Annotated in this window: 20 protein-coding genes; 11 read left to right on the top strand and 9 right to left on the bottom strand. The window is 51.0% G+C overall.

The features are described from left to right. Positions 1–38: 38 nt before the first annotated feature. On the bottom strand, positions 39–2,291 hold the full coding sequence (locus IPN95_02830; protein MBK9448350.1) for a T9SS type A sorting domain-containing protein: 2,253 nt from the start codon (positions 2,289–2,291) through the stop codon (positions 39–41). A gap of 228 nt (positions 2,292–2,519) precedes the next feature. On the opposite strand from IPN95_02830, the gene IPN95_02825 reads away from it, so the two are divergent. The 11 genes from IPN95_02825 (at position 2,520) to IPN95_02775 (ending at position 15,152) form a co-directional block, all read left to right on the top strand. After that, a complete protein-coding gene (locus IPN95_02825; protein ID MBK9448349.1) occupies positions 2,520–3,662 on the top strand; it encodes a T9SS type A sorting domain-containing protein in 1,143 nt (380 codons plus the stop codon). A 38-nt stretch (positions 3,663–3,700) separates the two neighbouring features. Further along, positions 3,701–4,858, top strand: coding sequence for an AAA family ATPase (locus tag IPN95_02820; GenBank protein ID MBK9448348.1), 1,158 nt, complete (start codon positions 3,701–3,703; stop codon positions 4,856–4,858). Continuing rightward, entirely contained in the window at positions 4,855–5,409 is a 555-nt protein-coding gene (locus IPN95_02815; protein MBK9448347.1) for a DUF4276 family protein, read from the top strand. The genes IPN95_02820 and IPN95_02815 overlap by 4 nt, the downstream gene beginning before the upstream one ends. Before the next feature lie 49 nt (positions 5,410–5,458). After that, positions 5,459–7,054, top strand: coding sequence for a peptide chain release factor 3 (locus IPN95_02810; GenBank protein MBK9448346.1), 1,596 nt, complete (start codon positions 5,459–5,461; stop codon positions 7,052–7,054). Positions 7,055–7,906: 852 nt separating this feature from the next. Next, a complete protein-coding gene (locus IPN95_02805; GenBank protein ID MBK9448345.1) occupies positions 7,907–8,794 on the top strand; it encodes an SBBP repeat-containing protein in 888 nt (295 codons plus the stop codon). A 666-nt stretch (positions 8,795–9,460) separates the two neighbouring features. Then, entirely contained in the window at positions 9,461–9,970 is a 510-nt protein-coding gene (locus tag IPN95_02800; GenBank protein MBK9448344.1) for a hypothetical protein, read from the top strand. An 893-nt stretch (positions 9,971–10,863) separates the two neighbouring features. Further along, entirely contained in the window at positions 10,864–11,355 is a 492-nt protein-coding gene (locus tag IPN95_02795) for a hypothetical protein (GenBank protein MBK9448343.1), read from the top strand. Then, positions 11,324–13,159 carry an HYR domain-containing protein gene (locus tag IPN95_02790; GenBank protein MBK9448342.1) on the top strand — a complete coding sequence of 612 codons (1,836 nt, stop codon included), beginning with the start codon at positions 11,324–11,326 and terminating at the stop codon, positions 13,157–13,159. Before IPN95_02795 ends, IPN95_02790 begins: the two co-directional genes overlap by 32 nt. Before the next feature lie 33 nt (positions 13,160–13,192). Beyond that, positions 13,193–14,206 carry a SprB repeat-containing protein gene (locus IPN95_02785; GenBank protein MBK9448341.1) on the top strand — a complete coding sequence of 338 codons (1,014 nt, stop codon included), beginning with the start codon at positions 13,193–13,195 and terminating at the stop codon, positions 14,204–14,206. A 25-nt stretch (positions 14,207–14,231) separates the two neighbouring features. Further along, a complete protein-coding gene (locus tag IPN95_02780; GenBank protein ID MBK9448340.1) occupies positions 14,232–14,585 on the top strand; it encodes a hypothetical protein in 354 nt (117 codons plus the stop codon). A gap of 213 nt (positions 14,586–14,798) precedes the next feature. Continuing rightward, a complete protein-coding gene (locus IPN95_02775; GenBank protein ID MBK9448339.1) occupies positions 14,799–15,152 on the top strand; it encodes a T9SS type A sorting domain-containing protein in 354 nt (117 codons plus the stop codon). A gap of 38 nt (positions 15,153–15,190) precedes the next feature. On the opposite strand, the gene IPN95_02770 is transcribed toward IPN95_02775, so the two are convergent. The 8 genes from IPN95_02770 to IPN95_02735 form a co-directional block, all read right to left on the bottom strand. Further along, positions 15,191–15,985 carry an SDR family NAD(P)-dependent oxidoreductase gene (locus IPN95_02770; protein ID MBK9448338.1) on the bottom strand — a complete coding sequence of 265 codons (795 nt, stop codon included), beginning with the start codon at positions 15,983–15,985 and terminating at the stop codon, positions 15,191–15,193. 35 nt (positions 15,986–16,020) lie between these two features. Next, positions 16,021–17,262, bottom strand: a complete 1,242-nt coding sequence (locus tag IPN95_02765) for a bifunctional folylpolyglutamate synthase/dihydrofolate synthase (protein ID MBK9448337.1) — start codon at positions 17,260–17,262, stop codon at positions 16,021–16,023. 60 nt (positions 17,263–17,322) lie between these two features. Next, positions 17,323–18,162 (bottom strand): hypothetical protein, encoded by an 840-nt coding sequence (locus IPN95_02760; protein ID MBK9448336.1) that lies wholly within the window; start codon positions 18,160–18,162, stop codon positions 17,323–17,325. Between the two features lie 331 nt (positions 18,163–18,493). Beyond that, the gene (clpX, locus tag IPN95_02755) at positions 18,494–19,726 is read right to left on the bottom strand and encodes an ATP-dependent Clp protease ATP-binding subunit ClpX (protein ID MBK9448335.1); all 1,233 of its coding nucleotides are present in this window, start codon (positions 19,724–19,726) and stop codon (positions 18,494–18,496) included. 26 nt (positions 19,727–19,752) lie between these two features. Next, positions 19,753–20,427 carry an ATP-dependent Clp protease proteolytic subunit gene (locus IPN95_02750; GenBank protein ID MBK9448334.1) on the bottom strand — a complete coding sequence of 225 codons (675 nt, stop codon included), beginning with the start codon at positions 20,425–20,427 and terminating at the stop codon, positions 19,753–19,755. Between the two features lie 47 nt (positions 20,428–20,474). After that, positions 20,475–21,152, bottom strand: a complete 678-nt coding sequence (locus tag IPN95_02745; GenBank protein ID MBK9448333.1) for an ATP-dependent Clp protease proteolytic subunit — start codon at positions 21,150–21,152, stop codon at positions 20,475–20,477. 194 nt (positions 21,153–21,346) lie between these two features. Next, positions 21,347–24,067: an SBBP repeat-containing protein gene (locus IPN95_02740; GenBank protein ID MBK9448332.1), complete on the bottom strand. Its 2,721-nt coding sequence runs from the start codon at positions 24,065–24,067 to the stop codon at positions 21,347–21,349. A 234-nt stretch (positions 24,068–24,301) separates the two neighbouring features. Beyond that, positions 24,302–25,699 (bottom strand): hypothetical protein, encoded by a 1,398-nt coding sequence (locus IPN95_02735; GenBank protein ID MBK9448331.1) that lies wholly within the window; start codon positions 25,697–25,699, stop codon positions 24,302–24,304. Between the last annotated feature and the right edge of the window lie 11 nt (positions 25,700–25,710).

The following is a 25,710-nucleotide window of genomic DNA, read 5'->3' as shown; positions in this document are numbered from 1 at the left end:
TCGCGCGTTCAAATTCAGCTCAAAGCCGTTCGTTACCCTTATTGCTGCACCATCAGTTTACCGCGGAAGCGCTCATTTCCCATGGTGACGTCATAAATATAGATTCCCATCGGCAGGTTTGGCAATGCAACTTGCCGCGAGTAAGTTCCCATCTGGAATTCACCGAGTTGCTGGGCAAAGATGACTTTGCCGGAAACATCAATCAAGCTGAAGTTGGCCACTCCCGGTTGTGCAAAGGCCAAGCTCAAAAAGATGCGGTCACGCGCTGGATTCGGATATATTTCCAACAAATCATTTCCAGCGGCAACCCCATCTACCACACGGAGTACCTCGGAATAGGACGAATAACCATCGTAGTCGATTTCACGAATGCGGTAGTAGGCATCTCCGGTCGGGGCATCGTTATCGATGAAAAAGTATGACTGCGGCGAGGAAGTTGTTCCGAATGGACTTTCAACGAATCCTGCCTCTTGCCATTGGAATCCATTGATTTCACGGGAATTATCAGGCGTGCCGCGCTCAATGAAGAAGCCCATGCAGTTGCTTTCGGATTGCGTTTCCCAATTCACATGAACTTTGCCATCCACCAAAAGGGCATTGATGCTTCCAAACTCAACGGGCAACGGACCGCCATCCCAGGAGACAGTGTAGTCACAATCGTCTTCGGCATAGCCGTCGACCATCAAATAGTAAGTTTGTCCCGGCACCAATCCGGTTGCGGTAATCGTGCCATTCGTGGCAGTTCCTGGGTTGAAACAGTTAGAAACCGCCGTAAAGGAAGTGCAATTCGTAGTTGAAAAGACCTGTGCCTGAATACCATTTCCGAAGTAACAATTGCTGACCGTGAAGAAGAAGTGCACGACGGTGGTATCTGCGACAAAACTCCACCAGGAGTTGTTCTCAATCGTGCCGCAAAAAGTGCCGGGAAGGTTTCCAGGCCCGTCCGGGGTAAATTGGACGGTATCTGTGTTGCCACAAAAAGAGGTATAGTTGGAGATATTGGTGGCACCTAGGCAACCGTTGTCAGCAGGTGGATTGGACCCACAGGGTACGGCAGGCTGGCAGGTATCGACGAGAATGTTGAAGGGGGTACAATTAGGTAGCGGCTTCGTGTCCACCATGATATAGTATGTCCCCGGCGTTGTCAATTGCACACCTGTCAATGTCGGGTTGCCGAAAATGCTGACATTCTTGGCAATACAGGCGGTGCCAACATTACTTGGACAACCGTTCATCACAAACAAGCCAGCCCAACTGGTGGTTCCGGTCGTGAAAATGTCGATGCACTTGGGGGAGGTAATGGTATAGCTGAAGATGAAATCTTCGCCATTCATGTAGGCATCGGTGCAAGCATGTGTGCTGTTGTAGTCATTTCCAAAACCGCAAGTCGTGAGTGCAGTCTGTGAATACGGCAAGCTTGGAATGACCCTGGAATAACTGCAAGTCGTACCGGTTGGGCAACGGCTGATCGAAATGTTGAAGGGCGTGCAATTAGGTGGAGGCAACGTGGAAACCAAGAAATAGTAGGTTCCCGCAGCGACGAGTTGCACGTTGCTGAGCGAAGGATTGCCAGCCCCCGAGGTCGCCTGAGCCACGCAAGTCGTGCCGATGGTGTTGGGGCATCCGTTGTAAACAAAAACCCCGACCCAGTTGGATGTGCCTGTCAAAGAAAGGTTAATACATTCATTTCCAGGACTTGTATACCTGAAAATGAAGTCCTCGCCGTTCATGTAGGTGCTTCCGCAGGCATGGGCACTAGTGTAAGTGTTGCCGTTTCCGCAGGTTGTGAGACCAGTGTTTGAGTAGGGCAACGCTGCGATGATCATGGGATTGCCACAATTGACGCCGGGCCCTGGCGGATTGGTCATACGGTAGGCGAGCGTCAAGCAGGTGGCATTGGCACCGCAACCTACAGGCGGCAGGCTGATGCGAATGCGAAAGGTGGCCGTTGCCGTGGCAACCCAGACAACCTCGGAATAAACTGGAAAGCAAGCATTGTCGTTGAATGCACCTGGTATTGCAGCGCCACCATTGTCCAGGATCGTCAGATAGGTATCGATGCCGTTACCGTTTCCACCTCCTTGGCAAAAGCTAAATGTATAGGTGGCTCCGGCTGTCGCCACAAACGTATAGTACTCTCCTGCTCTGGCACATGGGATCGTTTGAAAGGTCGTGGTGGGTGAAATCGAACCTGCATTGGCCCCGCCTGTGCACTGAGCACGAAGGGGAGAATGCTGAAACAAAACCATCACGAAAAAGCCAAAAAACAATGTAAGGTTGATCGATTTCATAGAAGCTGCTAAAAGGCAAATACTAGCTTGAGAGGCTTAAAAGCCAATTACTTACAAATGTACTCGGCAAAGCAAAGCCATCATCCGAGGATATATTTCTCTAGAAGCTGATAGTGATTCTTACCGTGAAGTTCCACTTTTTTTGTTTTAATTCCAACTTCCTTGATGATTGCCATGTAGTTTGTTTGCGAACGATAGCTAATTTCAACGGTTCAAAATGATCGATCGATGAAAAAACTGATCCTCTTCATTGCATATCTTGCCATATCCCAAATTTCTGCGGGACAGATCGTTTCTGGCAGCTTTGTGCATGACAACATCATCAGAAACTTTGACTTGCACCTTCCGACAGGTTGGACCTCCAATGATAGCCTACCCTTGTTACTCGACTTTCATTACCTCGGCGCCGACGGACGCGACGAGGACACTTTGACACAGTTCAATCCCATTGCCGACGCCGAAGGCTTCATCGTTTGCCATCCTTGGGGTTTCTTCTCGGATTGGAATGTGGGTCAAAATGCGCCATTTGGCTCTGGAACCAAGGATGTTGATTACATCAATGTTTTGATTGACACGCTGCATTCTCGCTACGGAATTGATTTGAACCGCGTTTATGCCGTTGGGATGGGACAAGGCGGATTCATGGTGCATCGCTTGGCTTGCGAGCTGAGTGGTCGTTTAGCCGCTGTGGCTGCGGTCGGCGCCAGCATCGCAGACAGCGCCGCGTTCTATTGTCAGACGACCCGCCCGGTTCCTGTGATGATGATTCAGGGCACGGCAGACAGTGTCATCTACTATTACACCGGTTTGCCCGGAATTTGGGGAAGCGTTCAGCAGTTGGTCAACCTCTGGAAAGCACATAATAATGCACTCGGCAACGAAATCACCGTCAATTTGCCAGACACCGCCAATGAAGGCTCCCATATCATCAGCCACCGTTGGCTGGGCGACCAAAACAGCGAAGTTTTGCTGTATGAAGTCGTCAACGGCGGCTTTGCATGGCCGGGCGCCAACCGCGATTTGGGCAGCGGCGGCAACCGCAACATGGACATCAACGCGAGCCGGCATATCTGGGACTTTTTGAAGCGGTACACGCTGACGACCTTTACACCGATCGGCATGGAAGAAACCGTGGATGTTGACCTGCAAATGAATGTTTTCCCCAATCCTGCGAAGGAGCTTCTTCATGTCAGCGTTTCAACAGGAAAACTGCCAAATGTCAAGGTACTGGATTTACAAGGCCGGGAAGCGTTCGCCCCGATCACATTCCAAACAGGCAATTCAGCGGATGTCAACGTTTCTCACCTACCCAACGGAATGTATTTGCTCCAAGCCGACGGGGTTTCCAAGCGGTTTGCAGTGATGCATTGATATCTGTTTGGTCTATCTTTGAAAAAAGTTCGAAAAAGATGTCAGAGTTCAAACCCTACCTCCACAGTGCCCATATCGAAGGCTACAAGTCCATCGTGAGCTGCGACGTGACGTTTAAGCCCGGGCTGAATATCATTATTGGGAAGAACGGGACGGGGAAGACGAATTTGTTGGAGGGGATTAAAGAAACCCTCAATGTAAAGCCTGCCTTTTTGGAGAGGGAGGCAGATTTCGGATCAAAACTGGTTTTTATCCAAGGAAAAGACTCTCCGAATGCAATTGTATTTGGCATTTTGAATCGCGGAGTTCTCGATGCTGAAAATTTGAACATCCAAAATTCGCTTGAACGGATAAGAGTTCATGCGAATAGCACTGATTTTCCTGGATTTGCACCGTTTGGAAATTTCCTATTCAAGCATTCTATCCCAAAATCCATTCCCTTTTTGACGAATTTTGAAGCTGGGTGGTCATTCCGAAAAGGCGTTGTGAGTAAATTGTATCAAGATGAGAACGACCTGAATTCAATAACTCAGCTCTCTCAAATTGTCAATCAAAAATGGAGGAGTGAGAAACATGAAGACATTGATGGCAAATCAATTAGCAATATACTTGTACAGTCCTTTGATGAGCTAAAGGACGAATTGATCCCATGGATAAGAGCATATACCGCTATTACCAACATGAAAGTTCAGGAAGGTTGGATTGATCCAGGGATACTGAATGAAACCTATGAAGCTAAAGGTTTTCGTTTTTTGTTTGAGATTAATGGCGCTTATTACCCATTCCAGAATCTCTCAGACGGGACAAAACGTATTGTTCTGTTGATTATGGAGGTCTGTAAGTCCTCCCACATCAATTTCACATTGAAAGGTTCAACTATTGTTTCCTATGTAACTTCGGTAGAGGAACCTGAACTAGGTATCCACCCGCACCAACTCCAAAAACTCATGGCTTTCCTCAAGGAACAGTCGAAAAACAAGCAGATCATCCTTACGACCCACTCCCCCCAAGTCTTGGACATCCTCAACAAAGACGAATTGGACCGAATCATCATTGCCGACTTCGATCCTGAAAAGGGTTCCACTTTTCGGCATTTGGATGACAAAGAAATCGCCAATGCCCAAAATTTCATGTCTGACATGTATCTCAGTGATTATTGGCGGTTTTCTGATTTGGAGGTGGACAAGGTCAAATGAAACTGGTTGGCATCATAGGCGAGCATCCGCATGACACGGAGGCCGTTGCAAATCTTCTAGTGCAGAAGTTCGCAAACATTGTCAATTTCAAGACTTTGCTGCGTGAAATCCATGGCAGCATGCTCGATTCTCAAAAGACGAAGCATCTTCTCAGAAAGGCTTACGAGAACAATCAGGCTGATGTCATTGTTTTTGTTCGGGACCTGGACGCATTTGAGGACAATCGGGAAAAGAAGCTGGAGCGTCAAACCTACTTCAATGAATCCAACAAGGTGATCGACGGCAGAGGGATTTTTCTGCTTAATATCCAAACCCTTGAAGCGCTTATCTTTTCGGATATAGAACGATTCAATGCATTCGCTAAGTCGGAATTGAGTTTTGTAGACAATCCAATGATGATCGACAACCCGAAAAGGGAACTCAAAGAAAACAGCAGTTACAGCGAGGGTCAATGTCCGGAAATCTTCAAGCACATTCGCATCGACACCGTCGCCCAAAACTGCCGCTACTTCCGCGAATTCCTCAATGAATTCGAGAAACGCATCGCCTAACCCCTCCCTCCTATTTTTTCCTATCTTTGCGCCTCGTTTACGGAAAAACATGAGCAACGAAAAGGAAATCAGCAAGCGGCGCACGTTTGCCATCATCTCCCACCCTGACGCGGGCAAGACGACTTTGACCGAAAAGCTGCTGCTCTTTGGTGGCGCTATTCAGACCGCAGGCGCGGTCAAAAGCAACAAAATCACCAAAACCGCGGCCTCCGACTTCATGGAAATCGAACGGCAAAGGGGCATTTCCGTGGCGACCTCCGTGATGGCATTCGAATACCATGACACCTTCGTCAACTTGCTCGATACGCCTGGCCACAAGGACTTTGCAGAAGATACCTACCGCACTTTGACGGCCGTGGACTCCGTGATCCTCGTGATCGACTGCGTCAAAGGCGTCGAGGAACAAACCGAACGCCTCATGGAGGTCTGCCGCATGCGCGACACCCCGGTGATCGTCTTCATCAACAAAATGGACCGCCCGGGACAAGATCCCTTTGACTTGCTCGACGAATTGGAGGCCAAGCTCTCCATCAAGGTACGTCCGCTGAGTTGGCCGATCGGCATTGGCTCGGATTTCAAGGGCGTTTATGACCTTGAAGAAAAGCAATTGCGCCTCTTCGATGCAGACATCCAGAAAATGGCCAAGGATGTGGTTCATATTCAAGACTTGAACGATCCACGTCTGGACAAGGAACTCGGAAGACAAGCGGTCAAACTCCGCGAGGAAGTCGAATTGGTCGAGGGCGTTTACGATGCATTCGACGAAAAAGAATACCACAGCGGCCATATCGCGCCGGTTTTCTTCGGAAGTGCGCTCTACAACTTCGGCGTGCGCGAACTGCTCGAGAAATTCATCACGATCGCGCCTACTCCGCGTCCACGCCCGACCGACCAAGGATTCATCGAGCCCACCCAAAACGAATTCAGCGGATTCATTTTCAAGATCCACGCCAACCTCGACCCGCGCCACCGTGACCGTATCGCCTTTTTGAGGGTTTGCTCCGGCAAATTTGAGCGGAACACCTTCTTTCACCACGTGCGGTTGAATAAAAAAGTGCGCTTCAGCAGTCCTGCGAGCTTTTTGGCGCAACGGAAAAGTATCGTAGACGAGGCATTTCCGGGCGACGTGATCGGCTTGTATGACACAGGAAATTTCAAGATCGGCGATACGTTGACCGAAGGCTCCAACTTCACATTCAGGGGAATACCGACCTTTTCGCCCGAAATCTTCAAGGAACTCATCAACGATGATCCGATGAAGAGCAAGCAACTCGAAAAGGGCATTACGCAGCTCACGGACGAAGGTGTGGCGCAGCTTTTCACCCAAGAACCAGGCGCAAGGCGTATCATCGGCACCGTCGGCGAATTGCAATTCGAGGTCATCCAATACCGCTTGCAGCACGAATATGGTGCCTCCTGCCACTTTGATTCGCTGCCCTATTTCAAAGCACTGTGGCTCACTTCGGATGACAAGGAAGTGTTGGAGAAATTCGCGCGGCTCAAACCCAAGTACATCTGCTTTGACAAGGACAACAACATGGTTTTCCTTGCCGGCTCCGAATGGACGCTGAACATGGAAAAGCAGAATTACCCCGAAATCACCTTCCACACCAATTCGGAGTTTAAGACCGAGCAGGTGGTTTGAGGGCTTGCCGTATTTTATGCCAACCAAATAGCCTCTCTTGGGAGGCAGGCCCCCCCCCCCCCCCGCCCCCCCCCCCCCCCCCCCCCCCCCGCCCCCCCCCCCCCCCCCCCCCCCCCGGGCCGGGGCCGGGGCGCGCCGGGGGGGGGGGGGGGGGGGCGCCCCCCCCGCCCCCCCCCCCCCCCCCCCCCCCCCCCCCCGCCCCGGGGGGCGGGGGGCGGCCCGCCGTTCCCGGCGGCGCGTGGAGGAGTCCCCGGCCCCCCCCCCCCCCGGCCCCCCCCCCCCCCCCCCCCCACGCTCCCCCAACACTGTTTCAACTATATAATTCATTTTAAATGGGCCACCCATTTGAAAAATCAGTTACCATTAGCTGCTGTTGCGGGGGCTTGGGCCGGGGGGGGCCCGGGGCCCCCCCGGCCCGGAATCGCTGAGAATCTTCAGAGCTGGTTACAGCAACGACAAAGGCATCAAATCGATTTCATCTGGCCAGCGCAAATCCTGATTTGGTCAGTGTGCTTGGTGAGCGCCCGTCCGGCCGGGGGCCGTCTTGGAGCGGTGGAGGTCGGGTTTGGAGTGGGCGGGGTTGGCGGGCTACCTATTACGGGGGCAACGGCAATGAATTTATTTATGCGATCGATGTGGACGGCACCGGAAATTTTTACGCTACAGGAAATACTTTCAGCAACAATGGAATTGCTGGAAACAACGGCCCCAATAGCAGTATTCATCAAAATAACTTTGGTGGAGACAACGATGCATTCCTCGTGAAATTCAATTCCAGCGGAGGAAGGGTATGGTCAACTTATTATGGCGGGAGCGGCGGCGACGTTGGCACCTGCATCGATGTGGATGAATATGGGAATATATTCATGGGGAGCATCAACCACCAACGGCTCAACCGAAATTGCCACTGCTGGTACCTATCAGCCCTATATCTCCAACACCAGCGGGTTCATCGCAGGATTCTTGGCTCGGTTCACAACCACTGGTCAGCGTCAATGGGGCACATTTTATAGCGGTTTCAACGACGACCAGGTGCTGGGAGTTTGCATCTATGGACCTCCGGGGAACCCGTTTTCTATTATCATCACCGGCTTCACGGCAAGCAATAATGCAATTTCTTCACCGGGAATTCAGGGCGGAACTTTTAACGGTGGCACTGATATTTTTGTTGCCAGCATCAATCCGGCGAATGGAACCCGGCAATGGGGCAGGTATCTTGGTGGCAGCGGACTGGATGATGGAAATGCAGTAGCTGTTGACGGTTCAGGAAATATCTATGTCGCTGGATTTACAAATAGCACCAACCTTGCTGCTTTGGGAACTACACCAACATCCCCTCCGGGCAATGGGGACGGAATTATTGCAAAATTCACCAACACTGGAAATCTCGTTTGGTCCAAATTCATCGGGGGGCCTGGATATGATGCCTTCAACAGCCTTTACGTTGACAATATTCAAACCGTTTTTGCTTGCGGCGAATCAAACAGCAATTCAGGCCTGTCGGTCAACAATTTTCCAGGCAATCCATATGGAAGCAATGATGTGTTACTGACCAAGTTAAATGATCAGGGAACCGTTAACTGGTCGGGGTGCTATGGCGGAACCGGTGCAGATTTTGGCTGTTCCATTTGTCCTTCACCCGGCGGCGATTTTATTTGCAGGATCACGCAAAGCAATTCGGGCTACAGCGGTGCACCAACGTATGGAGGTGGAAGGATCTCCTGGAAAAACTGCACATGAGCGCGCAGATAATCTAATGCCAATCCAGTAACGCTTTGCCCGGGGCAACGTTGCCCTTTCGCTAGTTAAGGCTACTGGTGCAGTAACCTACTTATGGACAGGAAATATCACAACACCAACACTCACAGTAAATACACCTGGAACATATGGACTTGTTGTGAGGGATGCAGGTGGATGCGTTAGCCAAGTGAGCAAAATTGTGCAAACCCCCACGCTGACTGTCAACAACAACTCCCCTATTTTTGTGCTGTTCAATTAACAGCCACTTCCCCTGGAGCAACCAGTTTCCAGTGGACAGGGCCCGGTAATTATACTAGTAACCAGCAAAATCCACAAATATTTAATCCATCGCCGGGCACCTATACCGTTGTTGTGCAGAATCGTGGATGTACTTTGACAGCAAGCCAAGCAGTAACATACCATCCGAATGCATGGAACAATATTTGGGTTGGCCCAGCATATCCATTTTACCCTTGTGAATTAGGCGACATAACCATTTCAATGGATTCTGTTTATTACGGTCCCGGAACGACCTATTTGCTGACTGGACCAAACGGAGTTCATTCTACTTATGCGAGTACCACGTTCCACAACATTAGTATGACCTATTCCGGTCAGTATGTACTTGTGGTTACCAGTTCAGCTGGCTGCTCAATGAGCTACACTATGAATATTTCTGTCCGTCCAGCACCTGTGATTTCTATTACTTCCAACAGCCCGGTTTGCCCTGGAGCGACTTTAAGTCTCGCTGCAAACGGCGGTTTTCTTAACAGTTGGTCGGGTCCGAATGGCTTTACCTCTAATGCGTATAATCCTGTTATTGCGAATGTTTCAGCAGCTTCATCAGGAAATTATTCCGTAACGGTCACAAACACGAATGGCTGCACAGCAACTGCAACCACAAATGTGGTGGTGAATCCATTTCCGAATGCAACAGCATCCCATAACACAGTTTGCGGAGATGGGGATACCCTGTTTTTACATGCGAGCGGAGGAACAAGCTACAGTTGGACCGGGCCCAATGGCTTTACCTCAGCTTTGCAGAATCCCACCATTCTCAATTTCACGAATATCAATGTAGGAACTTATTTCGTAGCCGTTACTGGGCTAACGGCTGTTCTCTCTGCAAGCACTACGGTCATTATTAACCCCTGCCAGTTGCAACAGCTACTTTGACTAGCCCTGTTTGTCGCTATACATATCTCAACCTTGCAGCAACTGGAGGGTCAAGTTACCATTGGGCCATGGCTTTCAATCCAATGTACAAAACCCAACCACCTATGCGAACTCCCAAGTTTGTTCAGGAAACTTTTCCGTTACCGTAACAGATAATGGTTGTTCCTCAGTCGCCAGCACCTACGTGACCGTACATCCACAAATGGGGATCTATATACCTTCACAAACCTTCTGTGAAGGAGGCAGTTTAACGCTGTCAGATACATATCCTAATGTCTACTATTCCTGGGCCGGCCCAAATGGATTTACACAGCAGTCTTCCAGTAATTCGGTTCATATTGCAAACGCGACTGCCTTGAATGCTGGAAACTATACTGTAACAATCACGAATAGTTACGGATGCTCCGGCGTTGCTGGTACAACTGCAGCCCTCCGTTCGCTCACTGCCTCCAACAATGGTCCTATGTGCCAGGAAGGCCAATCACTCCAGCTCACGGCAAATTATACCGGCTCGACCAACAACTATTACTGGACAGGCCCCAACGGTTATACTTCAACTCTTCAGAATCCATCCGTCTCAAATTTTGCTGCGTCTATGGCAGGCACATATACTGTTTCGTTACCTAATGGATGTACTGCTTCTACACTCGTGACCTATGAACCATCCCCCCTCCCCGAAATCACCGCCAACTATGCACGGCGAATAGCACCTCAGGCTCGCCTCCTACCAATGGAACACCGGAACCACAGGAAATCCAATCACGGTAACGCAGGCCGGAACCTATACGGTAACCGTAACCAATTCAAACGGCTGCACGTCCAGTGCGCAAATCAACATCCAACTGCCCGGTAATTCGGTCGGAGGCAACCTCGTTGCCAATGGTGATTTTGAAATGGGCAACACAGGATTCATTACAAATTACATTTTGCAAGGCAATGGCGCATTCCAGCAAGGCAAGTTTGCAGTCACCACCAATGCGGGAACTCCTTATGGCCCCAACTTCACCGGAGTGGACCACACCACCGGCAATGGCAAATGGATGATGGTGAACGGCGCCACAGCCTCAAACAAAACAGTATGGCAGCAAACCATTCCTGTAACTCCCAATTCGGCTTACAACTTCTCCGTGTGGCTGACGAATATGGGTACACAAAATGACCCTCAAATCTTGATCTTCATCAATGGATCGCCTGTTACGGGGCTGATCACCTTGCCTGACGGACCCAACAATTGGCAGCAATACAGTGCTACCTGGAATGCTGCTGGCAATACGACGGCGACCATCAGGATTGTCAACAATCGCCTGGAAAATTCAGGCAACGATTTCGGCATCGATGACATCAGCTTCACGAATGCGAATCCAGTTTTGCTTCTGTTGGTTTAAGTATCGTTCTGAATCCCCCTGCAGTAACCTGAGCAATGGCAGCGCGAACCTGACGGTTACGGGTGCCATTCCTCCTTATACTTATGCCTGGAGCAATGGCGCAACTACAGAAGATGTTTCAAACCTTGCTCCCGGGACCTACATCGCAACAGTTACAGACAACACAGGCTGCACAGCCACGGCATCTGTAACCATCAATGCAGGTCCGCCCTTCCTTCCAACTGCTGGCAACAGCGGCAATGTTTGTCCTGGAGGCAGCCTCAGCTTGAATGCTAGCAACGGCGCAAGCTACAATTGGTCTGGCCCCAACAACTTCAGCTCTACGGATCAGAATCCGATCATCTCCAATTTTCCCGGAGCGGCCTATGGAACTTATGCGGTCACGGTCACCAATACAGCAGGCTGCATCGGCACAGCCACCACTGCAGTCACCCCAACCTGCCCGGCCCAAGCCCTCAACTTCGACGGCGTGGACGACCTCGTGAACATCAATCCCTCGCTGGGCAACTTCGGCACGGGCGATTTTACGGTGGAGCTGAACGTGCGCACGACCAGAACGGGTGAATACATCATCGCGAAACGGCCTTCCTGCAATTTTGGGAATTTCTGGAATGTCTTTATCATCGGAAACGGAAAAGTCGCGATCGAAGTCGGTCAGGGTCCCGGCAATTTTAACTACACGACCTTTACAAGCGTCTCCAGCGTGGTGGATGGCCAATGGCACCACATCGCCCTGTCGCGCAACGGGACTTTGATTTCGCTCTATATCGATGGTGTGCTGGAAAATTCCGCCAATCCCTCATTTGTTGCAGACCTCAACAACACTGCTGTGCTGCGCTTGGGCTATAGCCCCTGCACAAACGTCAATGGTACCTTAGTGTATCAAGGCGATATGGACGAGATCCGCATCTGGAACCGCGCCCTTTGCCTTGGCGAATTGCAGAACAATCAAAATTGCACGCTGGGTGGCTTGCAAACTGCTTTGTTGGCACAATATTCATTTAATCAGGGAATTGCCTTTGGCAACAATGCGGGCATCACCACTTTGTTGGATGGAAGCGGCAATGGAAACAATGGAACACTGCAAAGTTTTGCCGTGAATGGATTGATTTCCAACTGGGTTGCACCCGGTGTTGGCAATGGAGCGCCTTGCTCAGCTTTTGTCGCACCCGTGATTGTCGCAGGCAGCAACAGCCCCGTTTGTGGCGGCACTGATCTCAATTTGACGGCGACTGCGGGAACTTCTTATCAATGGTGGACCAATGGTTTTCCATCCTTCAGAACCCCACGCTCACTAACTTCTCTGCCGGGCTGGTACGGGCCGCCTGTCTCCGGCGATGCCGTTACTCCACATGTCCGGCGACATTACGGTGAATTGCGAGCGCGCGGGCCTCCGCTACCACTGGCCACGGGCAGCGACAATGTCCCAACCTCACCTTGGTCGCGCTTTGGGACTGGCAGCGGCTCCTTCTTCCGCGGGCTTGTCCTTGAACATTGTGGGGAATCCAGTGGACAATCACCCCCCGCCCACGTGAACAACTGGTCCGCATGCATGGTCAATTTTGCCTTGCCCACTGCAACCGACAACTGTCCTTCTCCCACGGTCGTTCAAATTGCAGGAAATCCTGCTGGCGCGACCTTGGGTGTCGGGACTTACAGCTATGCTTTTGAGGCGCATGACATCTCGGCAAATCAGGGATTTTGCAATTTCACGGTTACGGTAGCGGATCAGGAAGCGCCGACGGCGGGTTGCCAAAAGACAACCCCCCGCCCCCCCCCGGCAGCCCACGTTGCGGTGCGGTGACGCTGTCGCCGCGTGATTGCTTGCCGGGAACACGTGACACTTACGGTCCGGATGCCTGGGAATACCAGTTCCTGTGTCGCGGTAGTGAATGTGGTCCCAGGCGCCATGTCCGTGACGACGCAAGTGCAGACCTACAATTGTGGCTACGGCATCAGCTGCAACGGATTGAGCGACGGCCGCGCTGTCGCGACACCCATCGGCGGTTGTCCCCCCTACTCCTACCTCTGGGACAATGGGGAAACGAGCGCCACGGCGACGCATTTGGATCACTACAACCACAACGTCACCGTTACCGATGGGAACGGTACGGTGGCTGGCGCTACCGTTTACGTCACAGAACCACCTCTCCTCATCTTCTCTCTGAGCAGCCAGACTTACGCCTGCGGCCACAACCTGCATTGTTATGGAAGCCACGATGGGTTCATCGGGAGCTCCCTTTCTGGCGGATGCGCGCCTTATACCTACAGTTGGACCGGCCCTGGCGGCTTCCATTCCAGCGCTCCCGCATTTGCCAATCTCGATGCAGGGTACTACACCGCAGTCCTGACGGATGCGAATGGTTGTACAGAAACCGACGACATTACACTTACCGAACCCGCGCCGCTTGAAGTCACCATTTGTCCAGACCAGAACGTCACATTGGGTTGGCAGCCTGAGCAATGCGCGCTCATCGGCACGACGACGACGGGCGGTTGCGCACCCTATAGTTACTTGTGGAGCAACAATTCCACCGATGCACAGCCAACCGTCTGCCCAGGTATCACCACCCAGTATTCACTCAATGTCACCGACGCCAACAATTGCCAAGTGCAAGCGGATCACTGGGTGACCGTGGTCGATGTGCGCTGCGGGCAGAATCTGGAAAATGTGAAAATGTGCAGTGGCTCCAACCAGTTGATGTGCGTCAATCCAAGCAACGTAGCCCAGCGCCTCCTCAGGTTGGACGGGGCTTGCGGAACTCGGTTTGAAAGCGCCTGCGGCATGGCACCGACGGAGACATCGCCGAGATTTGCTTCAAGTTTCGTGGGGTCGATGGAGGCACCGTAAGCTTTTACCGCAACCAGGGACGCAATTGATTACCACGTACAGCAACGTCGTTGCGGGCAGCACGGTGTGCATCTCTGCAAATGGCTTGCCAGGCAACACCTTCCCCAACCAGATTTACGCCGTCGTCGACAATGGGTCAGCACTGCAATTTGATGCTGGCATGGGAAATATTGTAATTCCGCAGGACTATGCAGAACTGGTGCTGGTCACTTGGACCGATGTCAATGGCCTCACCTGCAATGAAGATGCACCGGTGCCATGCCCTTGCAGTGGCAACATCACGAGCCTCTCGCTCACTTGTGTGGAGCCCCGTATTGGTGCGCATTGGAGGACCTCACCCCCGCTGCTACTTCAGGGCGTACCACCAACCAAGCGTTGATTTCCCTTGAACAATGTCTTCAAGATCTTTGTGGAAATCGTCGGCAGCGTGGGCGACACCCATCGAAACGACCTGCAACACCCTTGAAGTCGTCAAAGGCATGGCTATTTTGATGTCACGGCATATTTGGACGGAAATGGAGATGCTTGCCCTGCTGGCCATCTCAGAATGGCGGAGGCTTCACAGCCAGAGTCAGCCATTCAAACCATTCACTTGGCCGCTTATCCCAATCCATTCCAAGCCGCCACGACGCTGGAGTTCAGCGTGCCGACGACGCAAAGCGTGAGTCTGAAGCTCTTCAGCCTTACCGGCGTGGAGATCGCAAGCCTTTTTGAAGGAAATGCTGAAGGGGGCGTAGTACACAGTCAAGCCTGCCTGGCTGCGGGTGTACTTCTGTGTCTTGGAAACGCGCTCAGGAGACCGAATTTATCACAAATTGCTGCTGCAGGACTGAGATTCGAATGCATGCAATTCAATTCATGGGCGTCCAGATACATTTCTGGGCGCCCGTTTTTTTTGGCCAAGGCGGTCGCATTGCCGGTTAATGAGGTGGCAGAAATACCTTGACACAGTTTTCCACGTAGAGCTTTTTCGTTGCCTGCCCGCTACGTCCGTCTAAAACTCGTAACCCGCACCACCCATTTGGTGATGCCTGGCGTGAGCCATAGCATTCGCCGAAAGAGCCACAGCATGAAGGGTGCTGTCAATTCCTTTCTTTCGCTGCGAATGGCCTTGAGGATATAATGGGCTGCTTTTTCCGTGGTGAGCCGCGGGATCATTTTGGCAATTGCGGGAAGGCGCTCGCGGGCACCGGGGTTGGCCTCCCAATAATTGCTTTCCACTTCGCCCAAGACGACATTGGAGATTCCGACACCTGAGCCATGAAGATCAATCTTGAGCGCCTCTGAGAATCCTCTCAAAGCCCAACGGGAAGAGGCATAAGCTGCGGCGCCGCCCCAAACGAGGACGGATGCGGGCGAATTGACATTGACAATATGACCGGCCTTGCGCTTGAGCATGTCCGGAAGCACCAAGCGCGTCATGTGAAAAGCGGCCAAAAATGGCAATTTGAGCATCATTTCGGCTTCTTCGCCCGGGGTTTCCTCTGTGAATAGCCACCTGCCCAAGCCGGCATTGTTCACGAGGATGTCCACCCTTCCGTGCTTGGCGAACAATTGGTTGAAGCAAGTTTCGATCTGTTGGATGTCACTCAAATCTACTGCGTACACCTCGGCTTGCCCTCCCGAATGTGTAATTTCGGCAGCAAGCGCCTCCAATTCGGTTTTTGATCTTGCCAACAGCAATACTTGCGCGCCCTTGGCTGCCAAGGCTTTGGCTGTCGCAGCTCCGATTCCGCGGGAAGCTCCCGTTACAATTGCAATTTTTCCGTTGATCTCCAATGGGATTCTCGATTTGGAGGCTCAAGATAGGCAAATCAAATCACTTCGGCCACCACAAACGTGCTCCCACCGACATAGATGAGATCTTCTGCGGATGCCGATGCCAAGGCTGCTTGATAACCTTCCGCAACCGAAGGCCAGGTTTTTCCGTTCAGCCCTGCCTCCTGCGCGGCTGCCTGTAACTGATCGAGCGCGAGTCCGCGCGGAAGGTTGGGCTTTACGAAATAGTAATGCGCATCCTTGGGCAACAAAGACAAAGCCTTGGGGACATCTTTGTCGGCTACCATCCCCCAAACGATATGCAATTGGCCTTTTGGTGCCGATTCCAGTTGAGCCAAAACCTCCCGAATACCTGCTTCGTTGTGCGCGATGTCGGCAACGACGGTCGGATTCGTTTGCAAAACGGACATTCTACCCTTCAAGCCACTGTTGAAGCTTGCCTTCCTAATTCCCTCTATCATAGCTGAATGGGAGATTTCCCAACCCAAGCGTTCCAGGTGGTCGGCCACACAAATCGCGGTCGGAACATTCCAACGTTGGTAGTGGCCGGCAAGGTCGCATTCGATGTCTTCCCACAAAATTTGGCCATCGACCTTGATTTGGAAATGCTGCGTTTGCAGATCACCACTAATACGAATGGCTTGATACCGCTCACCCACAAATTCGATGGGGCTATTCATTTCCCTCGTCTTTGCCTCAAATACGGGTCGCGTTTCTGGATGGTCTTCCCCGATAATCAGCGGAATGCCATGTTTCAAAATTCCAGCTTTTTCGCCGGCAATGGCCGCCAAGGTGTCTCCCAAAAACTGCGTATGGTCAAGCGAAATACTCGTGACAACGGCCAATTCAGGCAAAATGACATTCGTAGAATCCAATCTTCCGCCCATGCCAACCTCGATCACGGCGATATCGACATTCTCCTCCTTGAAGTATTGGAATGCCATCGCCGTGCTCAATTCGAAGAAACTCGGCTCGATACGGGCGACTAGATCTTGGTTTGCTGTGACAAATGCTGCTACAGCTGCTTCGGGAATCTCCTTGCCATTCACCCGAATGCGCTCGGTAAACGAACGCAGGTGCGGCGAAGTATGCAATCCGACCTTGTAACCCGCCTCCATCAAGATGGACGCGACCATCGAGGAAACGGAGCCTTTGCCGTTCGTGCCTGCAATATGGACGTATTTTAGCCCCTTTTCCGGCGAACCCAAGGCTGCACAAAGGGCGACGATATTGTCCAGGCTACCTTTATATGCAGCGGCCCCGATGCGGTGAAACATCGGGAGCCGGGCGTATAAATATTCTACTGCTTCAGGATAGTTCACGTGTGAACGAAGCGTTTACTTCAGACGGAAGGAAATCGTGACCGTTGTTTTCAGGTTACCTGCACTCGGATCAGTTTCGGAAAACTTCCATTTTTTGATGTTTTCCTTGCCGATCGCCACCAATTCCTGGTTGATGGCAAACGGAGCACGCACAAAAATCACGTCGCCAGAGGGATCAATGGTGATTTCAAACCTGATTTTCTCTTCGAGTTGAACATTGTAGCCGGTCAATTCGGTTTTGATGGGCATTCGTCCACCCGAGCCGCCAATGCCAAAGCCCCAGGCGAACTTGCCATCAGGATTAAGCACGGTTGAACGTGGATCTCCGTGATTGCCAACCGTATTTGTATTTCCGTCGTTCGATCCGCCGGCATTGTTGTTGGTGCCGTTATTGTTGGTGCCGTTTCCGGTTCCGGTTGCCTTTGGGTCCGGCTTGGTTGGTGTAGGGTTTTCTTTTTGTCCTGAATTTGCAGTCACGCCCGTTTCTTCATTGCCGGTGATGACACCGGTTGCCGCAGGCGTGCTTGCACCTGCATTGGTTGCAGCGGAAGACGATTCGTTGGAATTGCTGCTGCTGTTTGGGGTCGGAGGACGATCGGCAGGATTCTCGGAAGGCGCAAAGAAGTTGTTCACTTCGCCGCTGCCGAGATCATCTGTGCCGTAGTCCATTCCGCCGGGGCCGATCAAGCCGATGGTTTTCCATTCGGGTTCTTCGATTCCCATTCTCAAATTCTGGTTTGCAAACCAAAACAACAGGACGATAAACAAGACGAGTGCCAATAACGAGGAAGAAACGATGCCCACGAGCTTGTCTTTGCGCTCGATCACTTCCAACCTGTCCATCAATTCATGCATAACTCAATCTTTTAGGTGAACCTTCTAGCGTACCTACTTGGTCACTACGTCCACAGGTGCATCCATGTTTCAGATTCCATAAATCCTCCACTAAATGCAGAAACACAAAATTACTCCGAATCGGACGATTGTTCACAGCTTATCCACATTCCATTCTGGCAAGACGGGTAATAATTCAGACGAACAACCAGATTGGTTGGCCGATTTGAACAATGGATTTCCACTAGACCAAGGAAATAAAAAGCAAACTGTCGCAGCTGCTGCCATGGATATGCGTTTGCACGTCCATCGGCAGTATCTGCGACAGTTTTTAACGTTCCCGTTGGGGTAATTAGCTCGCGAGTTTCAAATTAACGGTGTCAAGGCGGGAAAACTGCTCTCTGGCAAACTCCGCATCAACCACGAATTTCTTCTGCTTGCTGTCAGGAAGGTCGTACATCGCATCCAACATGATGGTTTCCATGATGGAACGCAATCCACGCGCACCGAGCGCCAATTGATCGGCCAAGTCAACAATGTAATCCACTGCTGAGTCATCAACTTCCAACTCTTTGCCTTCGAGTTCAAACAGTTTTTGGTATTGGCGCACCAATGCATTTTTGGGCTCTGTCAGGATGCGCTTCAGAGCTGCCTTGTCGAGGTGTTTCATGCTCGTGAGAACGGGCAAACGACCGATGATTTCCGGAATCAGGCCAAAACGACGCAAGTCGGCAGGCTGAGCGTATTGGAAAATATGGGTTTCGTCATATGTATGTGCCTTCTCCCCTGCTTTGAATCCAACCCGCTGCACTGACAACCGGCTTTTGATGATTTTGTCCAGTCCGTCGAATGCACCTCCACAAATGAAGAGGATATTACTGGTATCGATTTGCACCATGCTTTGTTCGGGGTGCTTGCGGCCCCCCTTGGGTGGCACGTTGGCCACGGTGCCTTCGAGCAATTTCAAGAGTGCCTGTTGCACGCCTTCGCCACTCACATCGCGCGTAATCGACGGATTGTCACTTTTCCTGGCAATCTTGTCGAGTTCGTCGATGTACACGATACCGCGTTGCGCGGCCTCAACGTCATATTCAGCTGCCTGCAGGAGCCTGACGAGCACACTTTCAACGTCTTCCCCAACATAGCCTGCTTCCGTGAGCACCGTCGCATCGGCAATGCAAAACGGAACATTGAGCACTTTAGCGATCGTGCGTGCGAGCAAGGTTTTTCCGGTTCCGGTCGGACCTAAAAGCAGGATATTGCTCTTTTCCAGTTCGACGTCGTCGGTTTGCCCTTTTGCGTTGATGCGTTTGAAGTGGTTGTAGACAGCAACCGAGATGACGCGCTTGGCGTCGTCTTGGCCGATGACATAGTCATCCAAGTGACTTTTAATTTCGCTCGGCTTCAGCACACTGAGCATTTTGGCAGGTGCTTTCTTGCGAAACTCCTCCTTGATGATCTGATGCGCCTGATCGACACAATAATTACAAATATGAGACCCACCGTACCCGGCAAGCAATACATCGACGTCCTTTTTGGACCTTCCACAGAAGGAACATGAAGACTGTTGTTTCTTTTCAGCCATGAGAAATGAATTCCAAAAAAAAGGTATTAGCGCTTGAGAACGTCGTCTATCAGACCGTATGCACGTGCTTCTTCTGCAATCATCCAATAGTCACGGTCAGAGTCCTTTTCAACCTTTTCCATGGATTGGCCGCTGTGCTTGGAAATAATGTGATAGAGCTCTTGCTTGATTTTTTGAATCTGCTCATGCACGATGGCGATATCGCTGGCCTGACCCTGTGCACCACCCAAGGGCTGGTGAATCATCACGCGTGCGTGCGGAAGCGCGGTGCGCTTGCCGGCAGCGCCCGCACACAACAACACAGCTCCCATGGAAGCTGCCATACCGGTACAGATCGTACTCACGTCTGGATCAACGTATTGCATCGTATCGTAGATGGCAAGTCCGTCATAAACCGATCCGCCAGGCGAATTCACGTAGATACTGATATCCGATTTGCGGTCAGTACTGTTCAAGAACAGCAATTGAGCCACGATGATATTGGCAACATAGCTGTCGATGCCCGTGCCCATAAAGATGATGCGGTCCATCATCAAGCGCGAAAACACGTCCATACCGATCACGTTCAACTGACGCTCTTCGATAATGTTGGGGGTCATCGCGTAGACCGAGCGGTTGACTTCGCTGGTGAAACGGTGCAAGGTCATGCTGCTGATGCCCCTGTGCTTCACCGCGTAACTTTCAAATTCACTTTGGTACATATCTTATTGAGTCAATAACAGTCAAAAAATTAGAAAAATGGCCTGTATTATGGTTTGACAAGCACTTCGTCGATCAAACCGTATGCTTTGGCCTCGGTTGCGATCATCCAATAATCGCGGTCAGAGTCCTTCTCGACCTTTTCAAATGGTTGGCCGGAATGCCGGGCGATGATGTCATACAGTTCTGATTTGATCTTCTGCATTTCAGTGTTCACGATCGCGATGTCACTTGCTTGCCCACGGGCACCGCCCAAGGGTTGGTGAATCATAACGCGCGAATGTGGAAGACCGGTGCGCTTGCCTTTTGCGCCCGCGCAAAGCAATACGGCTCCCATCGAAGCGGCCATTCCGGTACAGATGGTGGCGACATCCGGCTGCACGATTTGCATGGTGTCATAGATGGCCATGCCGTCGTAAACAGAACCGCCTGGCGAATTGACATAAATCGAAATGTCGCTCGTTTTGTTGGTGCTGTCCAGGAACAGCAGTTGCGCAACGATGATATTGGCAACTTCGTCGTCGATGGCCATGCCCATGAAGATGATGCGGTCCATCATCAAACGGGAAAACACGTCCATCTTGGCAATATTGAGCTGCCGCTCCTCAATGATGTTGGGAGTCATCCCAAAAAAACGGTTGGAAACGGCATTGGAATAGCGATGCATTGTGTTGCTGCTGATTCCGCGGTGCCCCACGGCATATTTCAAAAATTCGTTTTGATCCATTTTCATTTTGTTTCTGACCTCGGCCCGAACGATCAAAATTAGGTATAAAATCGTGAATGCAAAACGTGAACTCGCGCATCTCGCAAAGGAATATACCCTCTCGCTCCACCGGCTTGAAGGAAATAAACATGCGGATCGCAGTTTTGTTTTCCGAGGATAGAATTAGAAAGGCATCCGGTGCGCAATCGCCAAACTTATTCGAGCGTGATCTTGGCAACTGCTGTGCCGTTGGTGGATTTGATGGACAATAGGTAAGCACCCACAGCCCATCCATTCGTAGGGAAATCAAATCTAGAACGACCTGCAGAAAGTTGCTCCACTTTTGAATAGATCAGCTTGCCTTCCAAATTCGTTACGGTCACGTTTACCGTTCCCTCTTCCTTCATTTGCCAGGAAAGATGAATGTCTTCTCCGACGCGTGCGGGAACCGGCCATGCGGCAATCAGCCTGTCTTCCGTGATTTTTGTGGTAACCCTTACCATTTCACTGTAGGCGTTTCCACCATCCTTCAGCTGCAACTTGACTCGGTATTGCACCATTCCTTGCATCGGAACTTCATCAGTGTAACGATAGTTTTCCTTCCCGGAGGCAGAAATCGTGGAAACAGTTTCCCAGCGGCCTCCCAAGTCACGTTCCAAGATGTAGGTTTCCACTTCGGGATCCATTTGGCAGCTCCATGAAAGGTGAACGGTCTGATCGGCGACATCGTCGATGCGCAAGTCAATTTTGCTTTCGTCCAAGACGATCGGTGGCGTGAATTTCACCAGAAAGGGATCCGCCCCTCCGCCAATCGTGGTTTGAAAGGCTCCCGGGGTCACGGGAAAAGTCCCATTGGCTGCCATGCCGGCTGCCCAGAGGTTTTGAAAAACATCGAAAGCAGTGCCAAAGACCTCATCATGTCCGTTTCCGCCATAGTACGTGACGTAAATGGGCGTTCCCAAGGAGTTCAGTACGACGATTGCCCCTTCTTGGCTACCTGCGCTGTTGGGTTGATACGGCGAACCCAAAGTCGGAAAATTGGCCCCCCAAGCAGCTCCGCTCAAACAAACATTGCCATTGATCTTGTCGACGCTGATGTCCCAAGGCTCCTCCTGATCGGCAGAGCCATAGTAGCTCGCGTACATGCGGGCCCCCGCATTGTTAAATTTCACAACACCAAATTCCCATCCACCGGCGCTTGCTGTTTGACTTGCTCCGGGAGTGACAGGAAAATTATTGCTCTGCACAAAAACACCCATCCAAACCTCGCCTGATGCGGAAACATCGACATCGCAAAGGATGCCCTCGTCACTGCTCCCACCATAGTAGGTAGCATATTGCCTGACGCAGGCATTGTTCCACTTCACAAGGTATTGATCAAATGACCCGGCGTTGGCGGACTGGAAACAGCCAGCGGTTACTGGAAAATTGGTACTGCCCGTGCATCCTGTCATCCAAGCATTTCCGCTATTGTCCACGGCGATTCCTACCGCAGCGCTTTCTTCGTTTCCTGTACCGCCATAGTAAGTGGCATAGAGTCTTGCACCTGCATTGCTCCACTTGACTAAATAGGCGTCCGTGCCACCCGCATTGGTCGCCTGAAAACAACCTGCCGTAACCGGAAGATTGGCGCTTTGGGTCAGGCCGGTCATGAAAATGTTGCCGTTGATATCACTTGCGATGGCCGGCGCAGAATTGGCTCCCCAGCGCGAAATACTAGGGCTTTCCGTGCCAGATCCGCCGTAGTAGGTGGCGTACATCCGAATCCCGGCATTCGTAAGTTCAACGAGTGTCGCGTCGGTCGATCCACCACTTACGGATTGAAAACATCCGGCAGTTACCGGAAAATTAGCGCTTGCGGTCACAGTCGAAAACCAAACATTGCCGGTTGGATCCACCGCAAGGCCGGCTTTGAATGCGATGCCACCTTCACTTCCGGAACCGCCGTAGTAAGTGGCCCAAAGTCGTGCACCGACATTGCTGAATTTGGCCACAAAGCCATCATTTCCACCTGCATTGGCAGTTTGAAAAACGCCGGGCGTAGCGGGGAAATTGGCGCTGTTTGTATGTCCGGCAAGGTAAATATTGCCACTTAAATCAGTCGTTGTCACGTGTCCAAGGTACCATTCACTCCCACTTCCTCCGAAATAGGTGGCATAAACACGGGTGTAAGGGTCAATGATCAAAGTTTTAGTTGGATCATAGGCTCCCAAAGTGAATTGCAGCGAATTGGAAATGAGATTGTAATTCACTTCGACGTTTTCCTCTTCCTGAAATGCAACCGGCTGATCATCCACGACATGGCCGGTAACTCCCAAAAGGTCAAAACTACCGTCAGGTAGAATGTTGAATCCCTGAGCACCGGCAAATGAAAATCGAATCTGACTGGGATCGGCTCCGGGGGCCACATGGAATTCCGTCTTCAGTTGCCCATCCTTCACGGCGAAGTGCCAGTCAATCCCCGGGAAAACATTCTCATAAACGATCTCCGAATAACTGCGCACATTGACAATTCCCTCAGGACAGTGCCCGAAATAGTAGTTGTCTACCGACGGCAATGCCTCACCACGACGAATCGAAAAATGCGGGGAGATTCCTTCAAGGTTCATGTCGATGCGTTCCGAAATTTGATTGGCATTCGCAAAGCGCATCTTCTCAGCAGCCTCACCTTCCATATCGTCAAATTCACGCTCTTCGACGTCCAACGAGACGATGACAAAGCTGATCCCACTGCGGGTCAGATAGATATCCGATCCGCCCACTTGTCCTTTGAAAAAAATGTCTTGATTCCTCGGATTTCCATCAGTATCAATCCATTGCCCAAGGTTTTCCGTGAATCTGAGACCGCCTGATCCGAAAGCATCTGTGGCCAACAATACCGCGGGCAACCCAAAGAAAATTGTCAATACAGAGCAAATGCGCAGGAATCTATTCATAAAACTTGGAGGACCTTGAGAAAACATATCCAAGTTAGCAAAAATTTGGCGCATTTCCATGCCTCTCCATCAGCCAAAATAAGTCTCGACAGAGAATGGATACCCGCAAGATGATGTTCGTGTCTGGCACAGAATTCCACAAAAAAAGACTGCGAATACGTCACTTGGTTTTCCAAGTTGGTATTCGCAGTCAAATAGGAAAACGCGGGAATAAACCCGTTTTCGCGCAGCTCCTTAGCGGGCCGCTGAATTTTCCTTTTTCAAGATGTCGATAAATTGGGTGCCTGTGGCTTCCTCTTCCTTAGGAGGATTGAGCGCATTGATGTGGAAGAAGACACGGTCTTCCAATTCCTCATCAAACAGACGCTGCACCATCTTTTCGTCCTGAATATAGTATTGCACGAAGCTCTCGAGACGGGATTCATCTTCGCCGATCATGGAACCGAATTGGCTACGCACCATTGCGCGGGCACGGTCGATTACATTTTCTTGGGAAACTTTGACCTGCTCGTTTTCTTCTTGCATGCGCTCGACAATCAAGCGCCATTTGTAGGAACGCAAGAATGTATCGTACAATGCGTCAATGTTGCTTTCGTTGATTTGCTCGCGTGTTGCGATCAACCATTTGCGCATGAACTCATGTGGAAGTTCAATTTCAGTTGCATCGATGATCGCACGAATCGCCAAGGAACGGTACAATTTCGCAGCCTGGGTATTCAGGTGCCCCTCGATGTCGCTCGCGACTTTATCACGGAAGTCGCTCAGCGAACTCACTTGATCTGCGCCAAGAACCTTGTCAAACAATTCTTGGTTCACCTCCAACTTCTCGCTGCGATTGATTTTGCGCACTTCGAAGCTGAATGATTTTTCTTTGATTTCGGCAAGCTCGGCATCTGTCAATTCACGGACGTCTTCGCCTTGAACGTTTTTCTCCCAGAGATTGCGGATTTCGCCGTCATTGTCAAAAAGGTCGGACATTTTGACTGCGATGCGGTCATCGGCTTTTTTGCCATTGCCCATTTCTGCTTTGAGGGCTTCGCTGACAACGCGTTCCGGGTTCATCGCAAACATACGCTCCAAACCACCTTCAACGGTGTTGCCATTGGCATCAACTTCCCAAAGCTTGCCAAAAAGGGTATCGCCCACTTGGCTCTCATCCGGATTGGACATCTCGCCATGCTGCGTACGCATGCCTTCGATCTCTCTGTCGATCAGTGTGTCGTCTGCAACAACCTTATAAATAGGACTGCTTGCCAATCCTGAATAGTTGATCTCGAAGGGTGACGCCATTCCGATTTCAAAATCCAATTCGTAGGAAAGCTCCTTCTCGGGATCAAGGTCGATGTCTTTGGAGACTGGAATGGGCTCTCCCACAAGTGAGAGATGGCCTTGATTGACATATTCGTTGAGCGCATTGCTCACGAGCTTGTTCAATTCCTCAAAAATGACCCCTTTGCCAAACATCTTGCGCACGACGCTTGTCGGAACCATTCCTTTACGAAAGCCCTTGATCTGGGCCTTCTTGGCATAATCCTTCAAAACGGTGTTGACAGGCTCGCGGTAATCTTCAGGAGTGATCACCACGGTGAGGCGACCAGTGAGATGGCCGGTATTTTCTTGCTTGATTTCCAAGACTATCTAGA

The organism is Bacteroidota bacterium (assembly GCA_016718825.1).
Lineage (GTDB): Bacteria > Bacteroidota > Bacteroidia > J057 > JADKCL01 > JADKCL01.
This window is presented reverse-complemented; position numbering and strand designations above follow the sequence as displayed.